The sequence below is a fragment of the Curtobacterium sp. VKM Ac-2852 genome (genome assembly GCF_013205045.1).
In the GTDB taxonomy this organism is placed as follows: Bacteria; Actinomycetota; Actinomycetes; order Actinomycetales; family Microbacteriaceae; genus Curtobacterium; species Curtobacterium flaccumfaciens.
In genome coordinates this window covers 394,619-411,492 of sequence record NZ_JABMLI010000003.1, presented here as the reverse complement: position 1 = coordinate 411,492, position 16,874 = coordinate 394,619, and the positions used below count along the sequence as shown (strand labels likewise).

Here is a 16,874-nt window from a genome sequence, read left to right as displayed (position 1 = left end):
CGCCCACGAAGGAGTCAGCATGCGCATCGGCGTCCCCACCGAGATCAAGAACAACGAGTACCGCGTCGCCGCCACTCCGGCCGGCGTCGCCGAGCTCGGGTCACACGGCCACCAGGTGCTGGTGCAGGCCGGTGCCGGGTCCGGTTCGGCCTTCACCGACGACGAGTACCGCACCGCCGGGGCCACGATCGTCGACACCGCGGCCGAGGTGTGGGAGCGCGCCGAGCTGATCCTCAAGGTGAAGGAGCCGGTCGCGTCGGAGTACCCGATGATCCGGCCGGGCCAGGTGCTCTTCACCTACCTGCACCTCGCCGCCGACCGACCGCTGACCGACGCGCTCATCGACTCGGGCGCGACGGCGATCGCCTACGAGACCGTGCAGCTGCCGGACCGCTCGCTGCCCCTGCTGTCGCCGATGTCCGAGGTCGCCGGGCGACTGTCCGCCCAGGTCGGCGCGTTCCACCTGATGCGCACGAACGGTGGGCGCGGGCTGCTGCTCGGCGGGGTCCCCGGCACGCCGAAGGGCCGCGTGGTCGTCATCGGCGGCGGCGTCGCGGGGGAGCACGCCGCGACGATGGCGCTCGGCATGGGCGCCGACGTCACCGTGTTCGACATCAGCCTGCCGCGGCTCCGGGCCCTGGACGCCCGGTTCGACGGCCGCGTCACGACCCTGCGCTCGTCGGCGCACGCCATCGCCGAGGCCCTGCGCGACGCCGACCTGGTGATCGGCTCCGTGCTCATCCCCGGGGCGTCCGCACCGAAGCTCGTCACCGACGCGATGGTCGCCGACATGCGGCCGGGCTCGGTACTGGTCGACATCGCGATCGACCAGGGCGGCTGCTTCGAGGGCTCCCACCCGACCACCCACGACGACCCCACGTTCGCCGTGCACGACACCGTGTACTACTGCGTGGCGAACATGCCCGGTGCCGTCCCGCGCACGAGCACGATCTCGCTGACGAACGCCACGCTGCCCTACGCCGTCGCGATCGCCGACCGTGGCTGGGAGGCCGCGCTCGAGGCCGACCCCGCGCTCGCCGCCGGACTGAACGTGCACGCCGGCCGGGTCACGAACGCCGCGGTCGCCGCCGCCCACGGCCTGGTGGCGTCCGCGCAGTCGTCGCGCTGAGGCCGCGCGAGTCTTCGCGCTGAGCGACACCTCACGGGCCAGCGGCCGCGTGAGGTGTCGCTCAGCGCGAAACGACGCGCAACGCCACGCGCGTCAGGCCGGCACCGGTGCCGCCGCCCGACCGGCACGCCCGCCGACCCAGCCGGCGCGGGCACGCACCACCACGGTCACGACGACCACGGCCGCCGCAGCCACCACGGCCGCGACCGCCGTCGGCACGGAGACGAGCGGCCCCTCGAACCGGGCCACGGCGACCCACGCCAGACCCCACGCGACCGACGCCATCGGCGCCAGGCGTCCCCGGCCCCACAGGGCGATGAGGACCCCGATGAGCCCGGCCACCGCGGCGACGACCACACCCCACGGGTCCTGCCCGAGTCCGAAGCCCCGGAAGCCCGCCGCGGTCAGCACCGCAGCGGTGTTGGCGGCCGTCGCGACGCAGACCCACCCGAGGTACAGCCCGAACGTGCCGTCGGTCAGGATCGCCTCGACGACCCCGCGGGACGGGGTCCGGCGCAGGATCGTGAACGTCCAGATCAGCACGACGAGCAGTGCGACGATGATCGGCTCGCTCGCCCACAGGAACCCGAACTGCACCGACAGGATCCACGCGGCGTTGAGCAGCAGGGAGAGCACCGCTGGCACCACCAGCCGCTCGTGCCGCTCGTCGTTCGCGGTGCGGAAGAGCTGCAGCACCGCGTAGCCGATGAGCCCGGCGTAGACGACACTCCAGATCGAGAAGGCCGGGCCGTCCGGGGCGATCGTGGTGGAGGACGCCGACAGTGCGCCACCGGCGGCGTCCTGGATGGGCGTCCCGCCGGCAGCGCCCGACCCGACGTACGCGCCGATGACGGCGACGACCGCGCTCACGGCCACCGCGATGCGCTTCCAGATCCTCTTCATGACAGTCCCTTTCGTCAGCATGCTGATGACCTGCACCGTAGGCGGCCGGTGCCGCCGGTCGTGCAGCGCGCGTTCAGGCAGGACGCGGGGCGCACGGCGGGCGTGCCACGGGCCTCCAGGCCGGAGACCGGCCACCCTGCGTACGGTGGGCGCGTGAGCGTCGAACTGAACACCGTCTACATCGACCGGATCGCCCCGATCGCGAGTCCGTCCCTCGACGACACCTTCCGGATGCTCGACGAGCAGGGCGCCAGCGCGTGCATCGTCCTGCACCAGCCCGACGCCGAGGAACTCGGCGACGTCGCGGTCGCCCTCGGCCTGCACGAACTCGCGGTCGAGGACTCCGCCGAGGGGCACCAGCGACCGAAGCTCGAGCGCTACGGCTCGACGCTGTTCGTGGTGCTCAAGCCCGCGCTGTACAACGACCAGCAGGAAGAGGTGGCGTTCGGCGAGGTGCACGCCTTCGTCGGTGAGACCTTCTTCCTCGCCGTCGTGAAGGCCGACCCCCGTGGCAAGCAGACCGTTCCCCGGGCGCTGCAGCGGTTGAGCGGCAAGCCGGGGCTGGTGACCGTCGGCCCGCAGGCGCAGCTCTGGGCGCTGATGGACTCCATCGTCGACGGCTACGTGCCGGTGATCGACGGACTCGAAGAGGACATCAACCAGATCGAGGACCAGCTGTTCTCGGGCGAGGCCGGGGTGTCCCGGCGCGTGTACGAGCTGTTCGGCGAGGTCGTCGACTTCCAGCGTGCGGCGCGTCCACTCGTCTACATGATCGAGAACCTGCACCGCGGCGCCGAGAAGTACCACCTGCCGATCGAGATGCAGCGGCGGTTCCGCGACGTCCTCGACCACGCGATCCGGGTGGTGGAGCGCCTCGACACGTTCCGGCAATTGCTGCAGAACGCCCTGACCGTCGACTCGACCCTGGCGGCGCAGAAGCAGAACGACGACACGAAGAAGATCTCCGGCTGGGCGGCGATCCTGTTCGCGCCGACGCTCATCGCCGCGATCTACGGGATGAACTTCACGCACATGCCCGAACTCGGCTGGACGTGGGGGTACCCGCTGTCGATCGTCGCGATGGTCCTGTTCGCCGCGATCCTGTACGTGGTGTTCAAGGTCAAGCGCTGGTTCTGAGCCGCGCCGCGACCTGAGCCACAACCTGAGCCGCAACCGGAGCCGCGCCGCAGCCGGATTTGCAGCGGACGGCTCCGGACCGGAAAGCTCTGACGTGCAACGACGCCGACTGGAGCCCCGCATGCCGCACGAACTCGTCCACCTGACCGCCGGTGGCGTCTCGCTCGTCCTGGACTGCCGCGACGACGCGCTCCCCGCCGTCGTGCACTGGGGAGCGGCACTCGGCCCGCTCGACACCGACGCGCTGACGGCCCTCGCCGACGCCGACGTCGCGCCCGTCGCACCGAACGAGATGGACGACCCGGTCCGCCTGTCGGTGCTGCCCGAGCCGCACCGGGGCTGGAGCGGTCGTCCGGGGCTCGCCGGGCACCGTGACGGCGCCGACTGGTCGCCGGCGTTCACGGTGACGTCGCTCGCGGTCACCGACTCCGCGGTCACCGCCGACGCCGAGGACACCGTCGCCGGGCTCACCGTCCGGGTGACGATCGAGATGCTCGGCTCCGGGCTCGTGCGGGCCCGCGCGGGCGTGACGAACACCGCCGACGGCCTCTACACCGTCGACGACCTGACGCTCGCGATGCCGATCCCGTCGGGGGCCCGCGAGATCCTGGACTTCGCCGGCCGCTGGGGCAAGGAGCGGACCCCGCAGCGCCGCGAACTCGTCGTGGGGACCCACCAGCGCGAGGGACGGAAGGGTCGCACCGGCACCGACGCCGCGACCGTGCTGACGGTGGGGGAGCCGGGCTTCGGCTTCGCGCACGGTCAGGTCTGGGGCGTCCACACCGCCTGGAGCGGCAACCACCGGCACCACGCCGAACGCCTCGCCACCGGCCGCCAGGTCATCGGCGGCGGCGAACTCCTGCTGCCCGGCGAGGTCCGGCTCGACACCGGTGCCACGTACGAGGGGCCGTGGGTGTACTTCGCCCACGGTGACGGCCTCGACGACCAGGCCCGACGGTTCCACCGCTGGCTCCGGAGCCGCCCGCAGCACCCGACGACGCCCCGCCCGATGACGATCAACGTGTGGGAGGCCGTGTACTTCGACCACGACCTGGCCCGCCTCGTCGACCTCGCCGAGCGTGCTGCAGCCCTCGGCGTCGAACGCTACGTGCTCGACGACGGCTGGTTCCGCGGCCGCCGCGACGACCACGCCGGCCTCGGTGACTGGTACGTCGACGAGGAGGTCTGGCCGGACGGGCTCGGACCCCTGGTCGACCGGGTCCGTGCGCTCGGCATGGAGTTCGGCCTGTGGTTCGAACCCGAGATGGTGAACGAGGACAGCGACCTCGCCCGCGCCCACCCGGAGTGGATCCTGCAGGCCGACGGTCGGCTGCCCGCGCGTTCCCGCGACCAGCAGGTGCTCAACCTGGCGATCCCCGAGGCCTTCGACCACGTGCTCGAACGGATGACGGCGATCATCGGCGAGTACGCGGTCGACGCCGTGAAGTGGGACCACAACCGCGACCTCGTCGAGGCGGGGTTCCCGGGCGGCGGCGCAGCGGTCCACGAGCAGACCCTCGCCGCGTACCGGTTGATGGCGACGCTCGGCGAGCGGTTCCCGTCGCTGGAGATCGAGTCGTGCTCGTCGGGTGGCGGTCGGGTCGACCTCGGCGTCATCGAGCACACCGCGCGGGTGTGGGTGTCCGACGACATCGACCCGCTCGAGCGCCAGCAGATGCACCGGTGGACGCAGCAGCTCCTGCCGCCGGAGCTGCTCGGGTCGCACATCGCGAGCGGCCGGAACCACACGACCGGTCGCGTCCACGACCTCGCCTTCCGTGCCGGCACCGCCCTGGTCGGCCACCTCGGCATCGAGTGGGACCTGGCCGGCGCGACCGCCGACGAGTCCGCGGCGCTCACCGAGTGGATCGCGCTGTACCGCGAGCTCCGCCCGCTCCTGCACGGCGGTGACCTGGTGCGGTCCGACGAGGTCGACGACGCGCGGCTCGTGTACGGCACGGTCGCGCCGGACCGGCGGCAGGCCGTCTTCTTCCTCGCCGGCATCGGCCGCTCCGAGGTCTCCGGCACCGGCCGGGTCACCTTCCGCGACCTCGACCCCGACACGGCGTACCGCGTCGACCCGGTGGTCATCGGCGACGGCCACGACCTGGTGCGACCGGACTGGTGGTCCGGCCCGCGGGTGTTCAGCGGCCGGGTGCTCGGCACCGTCGGCCTGCAGCCACCGCTCATGCCGGCCGACTGCGTGGTGCCGTTCCGGGTGACGGCCGTCTGACGGCGGGTGGTCGGGGCTCCCGGCCTGGAGGCCCGTCCCGCGTCCGGCGGCCCGTCGCGGTCCGTCATCGGGTGCGTCCAGCCCGTTAGGCTTCCGGTCATGCCGCACTCCGGACACGCGACCCCGGTCTGGGCCCTCAAGCTCGCCGTCGTCACCGCCCTGGTGGGCGTCTCCGGCGGCATCGCCGGCATCGCGGTGTGGCTCGCGCTCCAGCTCATCCAGTTCGTCGCCTTCGGGTACGGGTTCGGCGGGCACCTCGAGGCCGCCGACGCACCGTCCGGCCTGAACCGGTTCCTCGCGCTCACCGCGGCCGGCGTCCTGACCGGGTTCGCCTGGTGGGCGCTCCGTCGGTGGGGGCGCTCGATCGTCTCGGTCACCGCGGCCGTCGGCGGCAAGCGGATGCCGGCCCTGGCGACGCTCGCGAACGCCGGCATCCAGATCCTGGCCGTGGGGCTCGGCGCGTCCATCGGCAAAGAGGTGGCGCCGCGCGAGGTCGGGGCCTGGCTCGCCCAACTCGTCACCCGTCGTGCGGGGCTGACCGCACGCGAGACGAAGATCCTCGTCGCCTGCGGTGCCGCGGCCGGCCTCGCCGCCGTGTACGACGTGCCCCTCGGTGGTGCGCTGTTCGCGGTCGAGGTCCTGCTCGGGGAGATCAGCTTCGCGACCGCCCTGCCCGCCTTCGCCACGAGTGCCGTCGCCGCCATCACCGCCCGGCTCGTGATCCCGGACGAGGTGCTGTACCACGTGCCCGCGATGCACCTCTCGCCGTCGCTGCTCGTCTGGGCGGTCGTCGTGGGACCCGTGCTGGGGCTCGCCGGGGTCGGGTTCGTCAAGCTGACCAACCGGCTGCAGGGCATCGCCCCGAAGGGCTGGCACCTGCTCGTCGTGCTGCCGGTGGTCTTCGCGATGGTCGGGCTCATCGCGATCCCGTTCCCGGAGATCCTCGGCAACGGTCGGGCGCTCGGCCTCGTCGCGATGAACACCACGCTCGACGACGCCTCGTTCGCCGGCCTCTCGCCGATCGTGCTCCTGCTGCTGCTCGGTGTCCTGCGGACCGTGACCACCTCGGCCACCATCGGGGCCGGTGCGGTCGGTGGCACGCTGACCCCGTCGATCGCGATCGGTTCGGCGATCGGCGGTGGCCTGGGCGGTGCCTGGCTGCTGCTGTGGCCGGCCGACGGTCCGAGTCTGGCGGCCTTCGCCTTCGTCGGTGCGGCGGCCTTCCTCGCCACCACCATGCGGGCGCCGTTCACCGCACTCGTGCTCGTCGTCGAGTTCACCCAGCAGGGCACCGACATCCTCGTGCCCTCGTTGCTCGCGGTGTCCGGCGCGGTCGCCGTCGGGTACGTGCTCGCCCGCCGCCGCAGCGCACAGATGGTGTGAAGACCCCGAGCGTTCCGGTACGGACGGCTGCCCGGCGGCCTACTGTCGGCGCCAGGACGGAGCGACGGGCTCCGCACCGAGACGAGGAGTACCCGATGGCGGGGTTCGACGACATCACGAAGAAGGCCCAGGAGTTCCTGAAGGACGGCAAGGTCCAGGACGCCCTGAAGAGCGAGAAGGCCGAGGGCGTCAGCGACAAGGTGCTCGGCGGCGTGGCCGACGCGGTCAAGAAGGCCACGGGCGGCAAGTACGACGACAAGATCGACGGGGCCCGCGACGCTGCGGACAAGAAGATCGGCAACGAGTAGCGGACGACGTGCAACGGCCCAGGACCCGGCGTGGTCCTGGGCCGTCGCCGTGCCGACTGGACGTGGTCGGGAACAACGGACACCATGGACGGGTTGCTCCGGACAGCAGCACCAGGAGGACGAGACGTGACAGTCGTGGCGCCGAACCAGCCGCTCACCGAGACCGAGGTCGAGGCGATCAAGCGGGACTTCCCGATCCTCGCGCAGGACGTGAACGGGCAGCCGTTGGCGTACCTGGACTCCGGGGCGACGGCTGAACGCCCGCGCCAGGTCCTCGATGCCGAGCGCCGGTTCCTCGAACACGACAACGCCGCCGTCCACCGCGGGGCCCACACGCTCGCGGCGCTCAGCACCGACGCCTACGAGGACGCCCGCGCCACCGTCGCCGGCTTCATCGACGCCGCCGCCCCGACCGAGGTCGTGTGGACCGCGAACGCCACCGACGCGCTCAACCTCGTCGCGTACGGCATGGCCAACGCCAGCCGTGGCCGCGGCGGTGCCGACGCCGAGCGCTTCCGCCTGGGCGCCGGTGACGAGATCCTCGTGACCGAGGCCGAACACCACGCCAACCTCGTGCCGTGGCAGGAGCTCGCCGCGCTGACCGGTGCCACCCTGCGCTGGATCCCGGTCGCCGACGACGGCACCTGGACCGCCGACGACGCCGCGGCCCTGATCACCGACCGCACGAAGGTCGTCGCGTTCTCGCACGTCTCGAACGTCACCGGGATGATCGCCCCCGTCGAGCAGGTCGTCGGTCTCGCCCACGCCCGCGGCGCCCTCGTCGTGCTCGACGCCTGCCAGTCCGCACCGCACCGTCCCCTCGACGTGCAGCAGCTCGGGGTCGACTTCGCCGCGTTCTCCGGGCACAAGATGCTCGGCCCGAACGGCATCGGCGTGCTCTGGGGACGTGCCGAGCTGCTCGACGCCCTGCCGCCGTTCCGCACCGGTGGCTCGATGATCACCACCGTGACGATGGAGGGCTCCGAGTTCATGCCGGCGCCCGAGCGGTTCGAGGCCGGCACGCAGGCCGTCTCCCAGGCGGTCGCCCTCGCCGAGGCCGTCCGTTACCTGCAGGGCATCGGCATGGAACGCGTCCGTGCCCACGAAGAGCACCTGGCCCGCCGGATGCTCGACGGTCTGGCAGCAGTGCCCGGCATCCGCGTGGTCGGCCCACCCGCCGGCGTCCCGCGCTCCGGCCTGGTCGCGTTCGACGTCGACGGCGTGCACGCCCACGACGTCTCGCAGTACCTCGACGCCCAGGGCATCGCCGTGCGTTCCGGCCACCACTGCGCCCAGCCCCTGCACCGCCGCCTCGGACTCGTCGCCACGAGCCGCGCGAGCACCTACGTCTACACGACCGAGCACGACGTCGACCGGTTCCTCGCAGCCGTCGCCGAGGTCCGCGACTACTTCGGAGCGACCGCGTGAACGCCCTCGACAGCCTGTACCAGCAGGTCATCCTCGACCACGCGAAGGCGCGTCACGGCGACGGTGTGATGCCCGACGCGGATGCCTCGCACTTCGAGCGGAACCCCACGTGCGGCGATGAGATCACGGTCAGCCTGCGGCTCGAACCCGGCACCGACCGCATCGCCGGGCTCGCCTGGCAGGGCGACGGCTGCTCGATCTCGATGGCCTCGGCGTCCGTCCTCACCGACATGGCGGTCGGCCGCACCGTGCCCGAGTTCCTCGCACTGACCGAGGAGTTCCGCACCATGATGCGCTCGCGCGGCGTCGGTGAGCCCGACGAGGACGTCCTCGAGGACCTCGTCGCCTTCCACGGCGTCTCGAAGTTCGTCATGCGCGTCAAGTGCGGCATGCTCGCCTGGGTCGCGGCGGAAGCCGCCGCGCGCGAGGCGACCGCGTCCCGCTGACCCGGGTGCGGCACGCGATTGCGAGCACCCGACAGTCGGGAGGCCCGTTGCGGGCCCGCCCCGCGCCTCCCGTCCGCAGCACGGTCAGCGGCAGACGTCCTGCGTTGCCGCCTTCGTGTCGTTGATGACGATCGTCGTGACGATGTCCTCAGCGCCGGAAGCGCCACCCGTCGTGTCGAAGTGCAGCCAGTGGCCATCCGTGGTCGGTGCCACGTACTCGCGGTAGCCGCCGATCGGTGGCTCCCACGTGTCGATCGTCTTCTCGAGCCCGGGGTACGCCGCGCGCACGTCGTCGGCGGTGGAACCGAGCGCGATGCCGGTGGACGTCAGCACGGGCGACGAGAACGCTCCGGGGTCGGTTGCCTGTCCCGCCACGGAGATGTAGCGCACACCGGGTCCGGAGTCGTCGGACGTGACCAGGATCCGGTACCCGGACCCGCTGGGGGTGGACAGGTCGGCGGACTGCCACTCCCAGAACGTCGGGCAGCCGCTCGACGGCTGACGCGAGAACCCGGCAGCCGGCAGCGCCGTGCTGGCGTCCGTGGCACCGAGCTGGACGGGGCCGAACGAAGCGTCGCCGAAGACCCAGCTCGCGGGGCCGCTCGGGCTGGACGACGGCCGGACGCTCGTCGGCGTCGGGGTCGGGTTCGATTTCGGGGTCGTCGTCGGCGTGGCGGCCGTCGCACTCGTCTGCGTGGCGGTCGGCGCGCTCGGCCTGGACGCTGTCGCGCAGCCAGCCGCTCCGATGAGGAGCGTGGCGATGCTGACGGTGAGGATGGTGGTGCGGAGCGTGGTCATGATTCTCCCTTCACCTTGCAGTGTCGTCGTCCGGGCGATCCTGACGGACGTCGGCGCGGACTGATGGCGGTCACGAGCACGAGCACGAGGATGGACCACGTGATCGTCGAGACAGCGCATCCCGGCGCGGCCGGATCCGACGCGATCGTGCGGGACTACCTGACGGAGGTCGCGTCGCGGTGGTACGGGCGCGTGGCGACGTCGGCCGAGGTCGACCGGGCGCTCGACGAGGAGCCGTACGACGACCTGCAGGGACACTCCGGGGTGTTCCTCGTCGCCGCCGACGGGGGAGCGGTGGTCGGTTGCGCCGGCGTGCGCTTCGTGGGTGCCGTCGGCGAGCTGACGAAGGTGTTCACGCTGCCGGAGCACCGCGGCCGAGGCGTCGGTTCGGCGCTCCTGCGCCACGTCGAGGACGTCTGCCGGGGACGCGGGATCACGTCGCTGCGGCTGGACACGCGGGCCGAGCTCGCCGAGGCCTGTGCGCTCTACGAACGGCTCGGCTTCGTCCGGGTGGCGCCGTTCAACGACGACCCGTACTCCGACCGCTGGTACGCGAAGGCGCTCGCTCCGGGGTAGCGATCAGGCGATGGCGCCGATCTCGCGGAGCGCGTCGCCGACGCTGATGCGCTCGTTCCGATCCTGCGCCCTTGCCCAGCGGGCCTCCGCGCGCGCGATGGCCTGCTCGTCGAGACCGAGGAGCTCGTAGAGCCCGTCGAGCTCACGTGGTGCGAGGTGCATGAACCGCAGCGGGAACTTCCGTTCGGGGCTCGCGAAGCTCTGCTCCGCAAGCTGGTCGAGGACGCCCGGGTCGGTCTCTCGCTGTTCCATGAGCAGGACGACGGCCCGCGACCTCGTCATCATGAGGAAGGCGGACCGCACGTTCTCGTCCGGATCGGTCGCCAGGGTGATCTCGACGGCGAGGGGGAGGTCTTCTTCGCAGGCGAGCTCCCAGCGCTGCGAGGTGTCCCCGTGGATCGCCGTGAGCATGTCGGGGTGGACGCCGAGGCCGCGCTCACCGCGTTCCGGTCGCAGCGAGGTCGGGCGGGGGCCGTCCCCGACGCGGGCCGTGGGGAAGCCGACACCCGTGTAGGCGGTGTGGGCGACCGGCAGGAAGTGGAGCGCCTGGTGCAGTGCGGTCGCGGCGTCCTGCACGGCCGGGGCCGTCACGTCACCGTCGGCGGCCTCGATGGCGGTGGCGTAGTCGGACAGTGCGGTGTGCTGCTGGTCGATCGCCAGTGCGAACATCTCCTTGCCCCTGGCGGTGTCGCCGAGGAGCCGCGGGTCCAGGTGCAGCGTGACGGCGCTCGGGTCCTGCAGGTGCCCCCGCGGCGTGCCAGCGCCCGACATCGTGATCTGGAACGTCTCGTCGTCTTGCTCGTGGGCATCGGTCACGTCGCTGACGCTACCGGCTCAGGGGAGGGTGACGACGAGCTTCCGGGCGGAGACACCCGCGCGGAGCTCGGCGAGGGCGTCCGGGATCGCGGCGAGTCCCGATCCGACGACGGATGCGGTCGGGGTGGCGCGGTACCGACCGGTGCGGAGCGCCTCGGGCAGGAAGTCGCGGTAGATCGCAGGGCCGACCTGGGACTCGGTCGGGCGGCCGCCCCAGATCGCGGTGACGTGGACCCCGTGTCGGCGCTCGAGCCGCGCACGGATCGTCGTCACCGGTGTCGGGTACGCCGACGCGAGCCGGCCGGAGCCGGTCGCTGCCCGGACGATCGGGAGCGTGCGGGTCAGCGAGCCCTGCCCGAAGGCGAGGGTGCCGGCGAGCTCCCGGTCGGCGAGTGCCTGGAGGATGCGGCGGGCGGCTCCGTCGTCGCGGTAGTCGAACACGGCTTCGGCCCCGAGGTCCTGCACGAACCCGTGGTTCTTCGGCGATGCGGTACCGATCACGGCGTACCCGGCGGCGCGTGCGAGCTGAACCGCGTTGGCGCCGACGCTCGTGGACGCACCCCACACCAGGACGACGCCGTCGCGGTCGACCGCATCGGCCGTCGGGAGCGACAGCGCGAGCTGGTCCGGTTCGAAGAGCCCGGCCGCGGCGGTCGAGACGGCGAGCGGCAGGACCGCTGCCTGCTCGGCGGGCAGGCCGTCCGGAACCGGGGCCGTCACACGGTCGAGCAGCAGGACCAGGTGCTGGAAGGCCCCTTCGGCAGCGCTGTTCCGGTGCTGCTCCTGTCCCGCGGCGTGTCCGACGACCCGGTCGCCCACACGGAACCGCTCGACGCCGGGACCGATCGCGACCACGGTGCCGGCGACGTCCGAACCGAGGACCGCGGGGAACCGCAGCTTCGGGTACACCAGGTGCCGGAAGAGCCCGCCGACGGCGTCGACCGGGTTGACGGCGACGGCCTCGGCGCGGACGACGAGTTCGCCGGGGCCGGGCTGGGGGACCGTGGCGGGCCCGACGGCGAACCGCCCGGTCGACGTGGTCCAGAGTGCTGCGTTGCCCGATGACGACATGGTGTCCCGATCTCTTGCTCGAAGTGAGTCATGACACGACGTGTCATCACCGAGTCAATCATGACACGACGTGTCATCACCAGTACTCTTGGCCCATGCGTTGGTCACCGGATGCCCGAGGGCGACTCGAGCGAGCGGCGTTCGAGCTCTTCGCCGAGCAGGGCTACCAGGCGACGACCGTGCCGCAGATCACCGCACGGGCCGGCCTGACGACCCGCACCTTCTTCCGGTACTTCGAGGACAAGCGCGAGGTCATCTTCGCCGGCGACGAGATCCCCGACCTCGCCCGGGCCGCCATCGAGGGCGCGCCGGCCGGGATCGACCCGCTCGACATCGTGGTGCGCGGCCTCCGTACCGTCGCCGACGAGCGGTTCGAGGGGCGGCACGGTGAGGTCGGGTCGGTGCGGCGGCTGGTGCTGTCCGAGTCCTCACTGCGGGAGCGCGACGCCCGGAAGCGTGCCGACCTGACGGACGCGGTGCGCGAGGCCTTCGTCGACCGCGGGCTCGATCCGTCCGAGGCAGCGGTGATCGCCGAGACGACCGTGATGCTGTTCCACCTGGCCCTCGAGTCGTGGCTCACCGGACCAGCCGAGCGCCGGATGGCCGACGTCGTCGACGAGCAGCTCAGTGCGCTCCGTGGGGTGCTCGATCGGCGGCCCGCAGCGTCATGAACACGTCGACGCCGTCGTCGGTGTCGAGCACGAAGCCGTGGCGTTCGTAGAGTCGGCGAGCCGGGCTACCCACCAGCACGTTGAGCCGCGTCGGGCCGTCGTGGGGCTCGTCGAGGACGGCGCGCAGCACCGTCGACCCGACTCCGCGCCCCTGGACGTCGGGTGCGAGGTAGAAGTGCTCGACCCAGCGAACGTCGTCCTCGACCCGCACGGTGACCGACCCGACGTCGCGGCCGTCGACCACGACGACGCGGGTCAGCTCCGGCTGGAACGCGTCGCGAAGGCGCTGGCGGACGCGCGTCTCGTCGAACACTCCGAGCCGCGTCAGGTCGTCGCGCAGCACCACGGCCCGGAGCTCGACGAGCCACTCGAGGTCCTCGGTGGTGCTGTCCCGCAGTGCCACGTCCATCCGCTCAGCCTACGAACCCCGGTGCACCGTCATCGACCTCGTACGCTTGCCCGATGGACCGCGACGGCGTCATCGACCTGGTCGCGTCCCGTCGTGCCTCGGCCCGTGCACCGATCGTCGTCGGTGTCTCCGGGTACTGCGGATCCGGCAAGTCGACGCTGACGCGCACGCTCGTCGAGGGACTCCCCGGCGTGGTCCGCATCCGCGGCGACGACTTCCTCGACCCCGTCCGGTCCCACCGGCGCTCCGTCGACTGGGACGGCGTCGATCGTCCCCGCCTGGTGTCGTCGGTGCTCGAACCGCACCGGGCCGGTCGGGCGAGCGCGTTCCAGCGGTTCGACTGGTCGGTTCGAGCCCTCGGCCTGGCTGAGCCGCTGCCGCAGACGGACGTCCTGATCGTCGACCTGATCGGACTCTTCCACCCCGACGCACTCCCACACCTCGACGTCAGCATCTGGTGTGACGTGGACCTCGACACGGCAGCGCGTCGGGGCATGGCTCGTGATCGTGCGCTCGGGCGCCGGCACGATGCCCTCTGGCGGGACGTGTGGGTCCCCAACGAACGCGACTTCGAGGAGCGCTACGCGCCGAAGGACGCCGCCTCGGTGCGCTACCTGGCCTGACTGCGGAGCGAAGCGACCATGCTCCGCAGGATCCGACGGGCCTCGGTCTGCTGGTCGTCGGTCAGATCGGCGAGCATCCGCTGTTCGACGCCGCGGATCGCCGCGCTCGCCTGCGCCAGGCTCCGGCGCCCGCTGTCGGTCAGCTGCGTGGGGAGCGCCTTGCCGACCGACGGCTCGGTGGCGCGGGTGACGAAGCCGTCCCGCTCCAGGGCCTGCAGCAACACGTTCATCGACTGCCGGGTGACGAAGGTGCCCCGCGCGAGTTCGGAGTTCGACAGGCCGGGGCGCTGTGCGAGCAGTTCGAGGCAGGAGTAGTGCGTCACCGTCATGCCGAGCGGGCGCAGCACGGCCTCCATCGACGCGCGGAGGGCGCTCGCGGTCTCCTTGAGCAGGTAGCCGATCGACGTCTCGAGGTGGATGCCGGTGTCGTCTTGACGCATGTCAGTAGTCTGACATAGCTTGTCCTGTGTCAGAAGACTGACACGTACCCGAGGAGCACCACATGCCCGTCACCGGCCCCGACTTCATCTCCCTGCAGACCCGCGACCTCGATGCCTCGCAGGCGTTCTACGAGCGGCACCTCGGCCTCGTCCGCTCCCAGGCCGGCCCGCCGCACGCCGTCGTGTTCGAGACCACGCCGATCGCCTTCGCCCTGCGCGACCTGGTGCCCGGCACGGACCTCGACGCGGTGGCGCAGCCCGGCATCGGCGCCGCGATCTGGCTGCACGCGACGGACGTGCAGGCGATCCACGACGCGCTGGTCGCCGACGGGCACCGGATCGTCTCGGCGCCGATCGACGGTCCGTTCGGTCGGACGTTCACGTTCGCCGACCCCGACGGCTACCACGTCACGCTCCACGACCGCGCCTGAGCCCTGGAGCCTGCCCCGCGTCCGACGTGGGCGGCGGGGCGGGCGTGGGTCGCGCCTCCAGGCCGTTGCCGGAGCCGACCGTCACGCTTCGTCACGATCCGTGACGCTCCGAGGTGTCCGACGTAGCGTCACGACCCGTGACCACCAGCAGCGAACACCGGCAGATCCGCTTCAACGCGTTCGACATGAACTGCGTCGCGCACCAGTCCTCCGGACTGTGGCGGCACCCCCGCGACCGGTCGCGGGACTACCGCGACCTGACCTACTGGACGGACCTGGCGAAGACGCTCGAGCGCGGGGTGTTCGACGGCATCTTCATCGCCGACGTCCTGGGCACCTACGACGTGTACGGCGGCTCGAACGAGGCCGCGCTCCGCACCGGGTCGCAGGTGCCGGTGAACGACCCGATCCTGCTCGTGTCGGCGATGGCGTCGGTGACCGAGCACCTGGGCTTCGGCATCACGGCCGGCACCGCGTACGAGCACCCGTACCCGTTCGCCCGGCGCATGTCGACGCTCGACCACCTGACCAAGGGCCGGGTCGGCTGGAACGTCGTCACCGGGTACCTGCCGAGTGCCGCACGGAACATGGGCCAGACCGATCAGCTGTCGCACGACGACCGGTACGACGTGGCGGACGAGTACCTCGAGGTCCTCTACAAGCTGTGGGAGGGCTCGTGGGAGGACGACGCCGTCGTCGCCGACCGCGAAGCCGGCGTCTTCACGGACCCGGCGAAGGTGCACCCGATCGAGCACCACGGCACGCACTTCGACGTGCCCGGCATCCACCTGTCGGAGCCGTCCGTGCAGCGCACGCCCGTCATCTACCAGGCGGGCGCGTCACCGCGCGGCATCCGCTTCGCCGCGGAGAACGCGGAAGCGGTCTTCGTGGGCGCACCGACGCTCGAGCAGCTCGCGTCGACCGTCGCGAAGGTCCGGGACGCCCTGGAGGCAGCTGGTCGCGACCGGTACGCCGCCCGCGTCTACACGCTGCTCACCGTGATCACGGACGCCACCGACGAGCTGGCCCAGGCGAAGTACGAGGACTACCTGTCGTACGCGTCGGAGCTCGGTGCGCTGGTGCTCAACTCCGGCTGGATGGGCGTCGACCTGTCGCAGTGGGACCCGGACCAGCCCCTGGGTGACGTCGAGTCGAACGCGATCCAGTCGGCGGCGGCGAACATCGCGGCGGCGACGGGGGAGGACGGGTCGAAGTGGACGATCCGCGACCTGGCGCGGCAGACGGCGATCGGTGGACTCGGCCCGGTGGCGGTCGGCGGGGGAGCGACCATCGCCGACCGGCTGCAGGAGATCCAGGAGCTCACCGACGTCGACGGCTTCAACCTGGCGTACGCGGTGACGCCGGGCACGTGGGAGGACGTCATCGAGTTCGTGATCCCGGAGCTCCGTTCCCGCGGGGCCTACCCGGAGGAGTACGGGTCGGGGTCGCTCCGCCAGAAGCTGCACGGCCGCGGGGACCGGCTGCCCGACGAGCACCGTGGAGCGTCGTTCAGGATCGGGAGCCGGGCGGTCGTAGGCTGATCGGGTGATCGAGTCGTCCGTGGTCGTGCGTCCTGCGACCCCGGACGAGACCGACACCTGCATCGACCTGTGGGCCGCGGCCGTGGCTGCCCGTGACGGTGCCGCCGAGGACCCGGCGGTGCGGGAGCGCGCGCGGCAGAAGTTCGCGGCGCAGCACGTCGCCTGGCTGGTGGCCCCCGGCCCGGACGGTGCGGTCGACGGCTTCGTGCTCGTGACGGCACCCGGGACCGGGCGGTCGACGGACCCGGCGGACGCCGCCTACCTGTCGTTGCTCGCGGTGCGCCCCGGGGTGCAGGCCCGCGGGGTCGGACGGTCGCTGCTGTCCGAGGCGGTGCACGACGCCCGGGCTGCCGGACACCCCCGCGTGGTGCTGCACGTGCTCGGCGACAACGACCGGGCGGTGCGGCTGTACGAGGCGGGCGGCTTCGTGGCGACGGGCGACGAGTTCGCGCACGCGCTGAGCGGGGTCACCACCCGCGTGTACGTCGCGGGCTGAGCGGGCCGAGGCAGGCCGACGCTCGCAGACGCGGG

Annotated in this window: 19 protein-coding genes; 13 read left to right on the top strand and 6 right to left on the bottom strand. The window is 72.0% G+C overall.

The window, feature by feature from the left end:
• Positions 1-19: 19 nt before the first annotated feature.
• Positions 20-1,129, top strand: a complete 1,110-nt coding sequence (gene ald, locus HQQ79_RS13145) for an alanine dehydrogenase (protein WP_138803944.1) — start codon at positions 20-22, stop codon at positions 1,127-1,129.
• A gap of 93 nt (positions 1,130-1,222) precedes the next feature.
• Here ald and HQQ79_RS13140 read toward each other — a convergent pair whose 3' ends face one another.
• Positions 1,223-2,032: a tryptophan-rich sensory protein gene (locus HQQ79_RS13140; protein ID WP_173034817.1), complete on the bottom strand. Its 810-nt coding sequence runs from the start codon at positions 2,030-2,032 to the stop codon at positions 1,223-1,225.
• Positions 2,033-2,185: 153 nt separating this feature from the next.
• Here HQQ79_RS13140 and HQQ79_RS13135 point away from each other — a divergent pair, with 153 nt between their 5' ends.
• From HQQ79_RS13135 to sufU, 6 genes are all read left to right on the top strand, one after another.
• On the top strand, positions 2,186-3,169 hold the full coding sequence (locus HQQ79_RS13135) for a magnesium and cobalt transport protein CorA (RefSeq protein ID WP_071247679.1): 984 nt from the start codon (positions 2,186-2,188) through the stop codon (positions 3,167-3,169).
• Positions 3,170-3,290: 121 nt separating this feature from the next.
• Complete coding sequence (locus HQQ79_RS13130; protein ID WP_173034815.1) at positions 3,291-5,402, top strand: alpha-galactosidase; 2,112 nt, start codon at positions 3,291-3,293, stop codon at positions 5,400-5,402.
• Positions 5,403-5,501: 99 nt separating this feature from the next.
• Positions 5,502-6,785: a chloride channel protein gene (locus HQQ79_RS13125; RefSeq protein ID WP_173034813.1), complete on the top strand. Its 1,284-nt coding sequence runs from the start codon at positions 5,502-5,504 to the stop codon at positions 6,783-6,785.
• Between the two features lie 95 nt (positions 6,786-6,880).
• Positions 6,881-7,093: an Rv0909 family putative TA system antitoxin gene (locus HQQ79_RS13120; protein WP_027466238.1), complete on the top strand. Its 213-nt coding sequence runs from the start codon at positions 6,881-6,883 to the stop codon at positions 7,091-7,093.
• A gap of 135 nt (positions 7,094-7,228) precedes the next feature.
• Positions 7,229-8,521 carry a SufS family cysteine desulfurase gene (locus tag HQQ79_RS13115; RefSeq protein ID WP_173035317.1) on the top strand — a complete coding sequence of 431 codons (1,293 nt, stop codon included), beginning with the start codon at positions 7,229-7,231 and terminating at the stop codon, positions 8,519-8,521.
• Positions 8,518-8,967, top strand: a complete 450-nt coding sequence (gene sufU, locus HQQ79_RS13110; protein ID WP_027466240.1) for a Fe-S cluster assembly sulfur transfer protein SufU — start codon at positions 8,518-8,520, stop codon at positions 8,965-8,967. Before HQQ79_RS13115 ends, sufU begins: the two co-directional genes overlap by 4 nt.
• An 84-nt stretch (positions 8,968-9,051) precedes the next feature.
• Here sufU and HQQ79_RS13105 read toward each other — a convergent pair whose 3' ends face one another.
• Positions 9,052-9,765, bottom strand: coding sequence for a hypothetical protein (locus HQQ79_RS13105; RefSeq protein WP_173034811.1), 714 nt, complete (start codon positions 9,763-9,765; stop codon positions 9,052-9,054).
• Positions 9,766-9,864: 99 nt separating this feature from the next.
• On the opposite strand from HQQ79_RS13105, the gene HQQ79_RS13100 reads away from it, so the two are divergent.
• Entirely contained in the window at positions 9,865-10,341 is a 477-nt protein-coding gene (locus HQQ79_RS13100) for a GNAT family N-acetyltransferase (RefSeq protein ID WP_216852507.1), read from the top strand.
• Between the two features lie 3 nt (positions 10,342-10,344).
• On the opposite strand, the gene HQQ79_RS13095 is transcribed toward HQQ79_RS13100, so the two are convergent.
• On the bottom strand, positions 10,345-11,157 hold the full coding sequence (locus tag HQQ79_RS13095) for a hypothetical protein (protein ID WP_173034807.1): 813 nt from the start codon (positions 11,155-11,157) through the stop codon (positions 10,345-10,347).
• Positions 11,158-11,175: 18 nt separating this feature from the next.
• Positions 11,176-12,228, bottom strand: a complete 1,053-nt coding sequence (locus tag HQQ79_RS13090) for a zinc-binding alcohol dehydrogenase family protein (protein WP_173034805.1) — start codon at positions 12,226-12,228, stop codon at positions 11,176-11,178.
• A 95-nt stretch (positions 12,229-12,323) separates the two neighbouring features.
• Between HQQ79_RS13090 and HQQ79_RS13085 the strand changes: the two genes are divergently transcribed.
• The gene (locus tag HQQ79_RS13085; RefSeq protein WP_173034803.1) at positions 12,324-12,899 is read left to right on the top strand and encodes a TetR family transcriptional regulator; all 576 of its coding nucleotides are present in this window, start codon (positions 12,324-12,326) and stop codon (positions 12,897-12,899) included.
• Here the strand turns inward: HQQ79_RS13085 and HQQ79_RS13080 are convergent.
• Entirely contained in the window at positions 12,853-13,308 is a 456-nt protein-coding gene (locus HQQ79_RS13080; RefSeq protein WP_071247660.1) for a GNAT family N-acetyltransferase, read from the bottom strand. The two genes, HQQ79_RS13085 and HQQ79_RS13080, sit on opposite strands and share 47 nt — an antisense overlap.
• A gap of 53 nt (positions 13,309-13,361) precedes the next feature.
• Here HQQ79_RS13080 and HQQ79_RS13075 point away from each other — a divergent pair, with 53 nt between their 5' ends.
• Positions 13,362-13,931, top strand: a complete 570-nt coding sequence (locus tag HQQ79_RS13075; protein ID WP_173034801.1) for a uridine kinase — start codon at positions 13,362-13,364, stop codon at positions 13,929-13,931.
• On the opposite strand, the gene HQQ79_RS13070 is transcribed toward HQQ79_RS13075, so the two are convergent.
• The gene (locus tag HQQ79_RS13070; RefSeq protein ID WP_173034799.1) at positions 13,919-14,371 is read right to left on the bottom strand and encodes a MarR family winged helix-turn-helix transcriptional regulator; all 453 of its coding nucleotides are present in this window, start codon (positions 14,369-14,371) and stop codon (positions 13,919-13,921) included. The two genes, HQQ79_RS13075 and HQQ79_RS13070, sit on opposite strands and share 13 nt — an antisense overlap.
• A gap of 62 nt (positions 14,372-14,433) precedes the next feature.
• Between HQQ79_RS13070 and HQQ79_RS13065 the strand changes: the two genes are divergently transcribed.
• The 3 genes from HQQ79_RS13065 to HQQ79_RS13055 all read left to right on the top strand — a co-directional run bounded on the left by HQQ79_RS13065 (position 14,434) and on the right by HQQ79_RS13055 (position 16,839).
• Positions 14,434-14,802, top strand: coding sequence for a VOC family protein (locus HQQ79_RS13065; protein ID WP_173034797.1), 369 nt, complete (start codon positions 14,434-14,436; stop codon positions 14,800-14,802).
• Between the two features lie 137 nt (positions 14,803-14,939).
• Complete coding sequence (locus HQQ79_RS13060) at positions 14,940-16,343, top strand: LLM class flavin-dependent oxidoreductase (protein WP_367948098.1); 1,404 nt, start codon at positions 14,940-14,942, stop codon at positions 16,341-16,343.
• Positions 16,344-16,347: 4 nt separating this feature from the next.
• Entirely contained in the window at positions 16,348-16,839 is a 492-nt protein-coding gene (locus tag HQQ79_RS13055; RefSeq protein ID WP_173034795.1) for a GNAT family N-acetyltransferase, read from the top strand.
• Positions 16,840-16,874: the final 35 nt, after the last annotated feature.

What these genes read in the sequence shown, in the direction of transcription:
- HQQ79_RS13065 (WP_173034797.1), top strand. Translation starts at nt 14,434, where the DNA reads ATGCCCGTCACCGGCCCCGACTTCATCTCCCTGCAGACCCGCGACCTC.
- HQQ79_RS13075 (WP_173034801.1), top strand. Translation starts at nt 13,362, where the DNA reads ATGGACCGCGACGGCGTCATCGACCTGGTCGCGTCCCGTCGTGCCTCG.
- HQQ79_RS13140 (WP_173034817.1), bottom strand. Translation starts at nt 2,032, where the DNA reads ATGAAGAGGATCTGGAAGCGCATCGCGGTGGCCGTGAGCGCGGTCGTC.
- HQQ79_RS13125 (WP_173034813.1), top strand. Translation starts at nt 5,502, where the DNA reads ATGCCGCACTCCGGACACGCGACCCCGGTCTGGGCCCTCAAGCTCGCC.
- ald (WP_138803944.1), top strand. Translation starts at nt 20, where the DNA reads ATGCGCATCGGCGTCCCCACCGAGATCAAGAACAACGAGTACCGCGTC.
- HQQ79_RS13090 (WP_173034805.1), bottom strand. Translation starts at nt 12,228, where the DNA reads ATGTCGTCATCGGGCAACGCAGCACTCTGGACCACGTCGACCGGGCGG.
- HQQ79_RS13120 (WP_027466238.1), top strand. Translation starts at nt 6,881, where the DNA reads ATGGCGGGGTTCGACGACATCACGAAGAAGGCCCAGGAGTTCCTGAAG.
- HQQ79_RS13105 (WP_173034811.1), bottom strand. Translation starts at nt 9,765, where the DNA reads ATGACCACGCTCCGCACCACCATCCTCACCGTCAGCATCGCCACGCTC.
- HQQ79_RS13085 (WP_173034803.1), top strand. Translation starts at nt 12,324, where the DNA reads ATGCGTTGGTCACCGGATGCCCGAGGGCGACTCGAGCGAGCGGCGTTC.
- HQQ79_RS13070 (WP_173034799.1), bottom strand. Translation starts at nt 14,371, where the DNA reads ATGCGTCAAGACGACACCGGCATCCACCTCGAGACGTCGATCGGCTAC.
- HQQ79_RS13080 (WP_071247660.1), bottom strand. Translation starts at nt 13,308, where the DNA reads ATGGACGTGGCACTGCGGGACAGCACCACCGAGGACCTCGAGTGGCTC.
- HQQ79_RS13130 (WP_173034815.1), top strand. Translation starts at nt 3,291, where the DNA reads ATGCCGCACGAACTCGTCCACCTGACCGCCGGTGGCGTCTCGCTCGTC.